This window comes from Balnearium lithotrophicum, assembly GCF_900182585.1.
GTDB lineage: Bacteria > Aquificota > Aquificia > Desulfurobacteriales > Desulfurobacteriaceae > Balnearium > Balnearium lithotrophicum.
Window position 1 is genome coordinate 1 of the sequence record NZ_FXTM01000049.1, and the last position, 1,169, is coordinate 1,169.

Sequence of the window (1,169 nt, forward strand, 5' to 3'; positions counted from 1 at the left end):
GCACCAACAGTTCTTCCACCTTCCCTTATCGCAAACCTCAATCCTTCCTCAATGGCTACCGGCTTCAGTAACTCCACCTCAAACGTTACGTTGTCTCCAGGCATTACCATCTCTACTCCCTCTGGGAGCTTCACCTTTCCTGTTACGTCTGTCGTCCTGAAGTAAAACTGTGGCTGGTATCCGTTGAAGAATGGTGTGTGCCTTCCTCCTTCCTCTTTTGACAAGATGTATACCTCTGCCTTGAACTTCTTGTGGGGCTTGATTGAACCAGGCTTGGCTACTACCATTCCCCTCTCTACTTCGTCCTTTCCTACTCCTCTTAAGAGTACTCCTATGTTGTCTCCAGGTAGAGCCTCTTCAAGTATCTTCCTGAACATCTCTATTCCTGTTGCTACTGTCTTTATTGGCTCTTCCCTGAGTCCTACTATTTCTACTTCTTCTCCTACTTTTAATGTTCCTCTCTCTACCCTTCCTGTTACTACTGTTCCACGTCCAGAGATTGAGAATACGTCCTCTATTGGCATGAGGAATGGCTTGTCTACTTCTCTTACTGGCTCAGGTACGTACTCGTCAAGGGCGTTTACTAATTCGTATATTGGTTGGCACCACTCACAGTCTGCTGATGTACACTCCAATGCTTTTAACGCTGAACCTCTTATTACCGGTACTTCGTCTCCTGGGAATCCGTACTCGTTGAGGAGTTCCCTTACTTCTAATTCAACTAACTCCAATAGCTCTTCGTCGTCTACCATGTCTACTTTGTTGAGGAATACTACTATGTATGGAACGTTAACCTGTCTTGCAAGAAGTACGTGCTCCCTCGTCTGAGGCATTGGGCCGTCTGCTGCTGATACTACCAAGATTGCTCCGTCCATCTGAGCTGCACCGGTTATCATGTTCTTGATGTAGTCTGCGTGGCCCGGGCAGTCTACGTGGGCGTAGTGGTACTTGTCTGATTCGTACTCTACGTGGGCTGTTGCAATTGTGATTCCCCTTTCCCTCTCTTCTGGGGCTTTGTCAATCTGGTCGTAGGATACTTCCTGAGCCTTTCCTGCTAAGGCAAGGCAGTGGGTGATTGCTGCTGTGAGGGTTGTTTTTCCGTGGTCAACGTGACCTATCGTTCCCACGTTCTTGTGGGGTTTCTTCCTTTCAAATTTCTCCTTTGCCAT

General features: G+C 47.6%; 1 protein-coding gene. It reads right to left on the reverse strand.

Features of this window, described 5'->3' with window-relative positions; genetic code table 11:
• Positions 1 to 1,169: elongation factor Tu (gene tuf, locus FN732_RS09510; RefSeq protein ID WP_142936297.1), on the reverse strand; the 1,169-nt coding region annotated here is incomplete at its 3' end.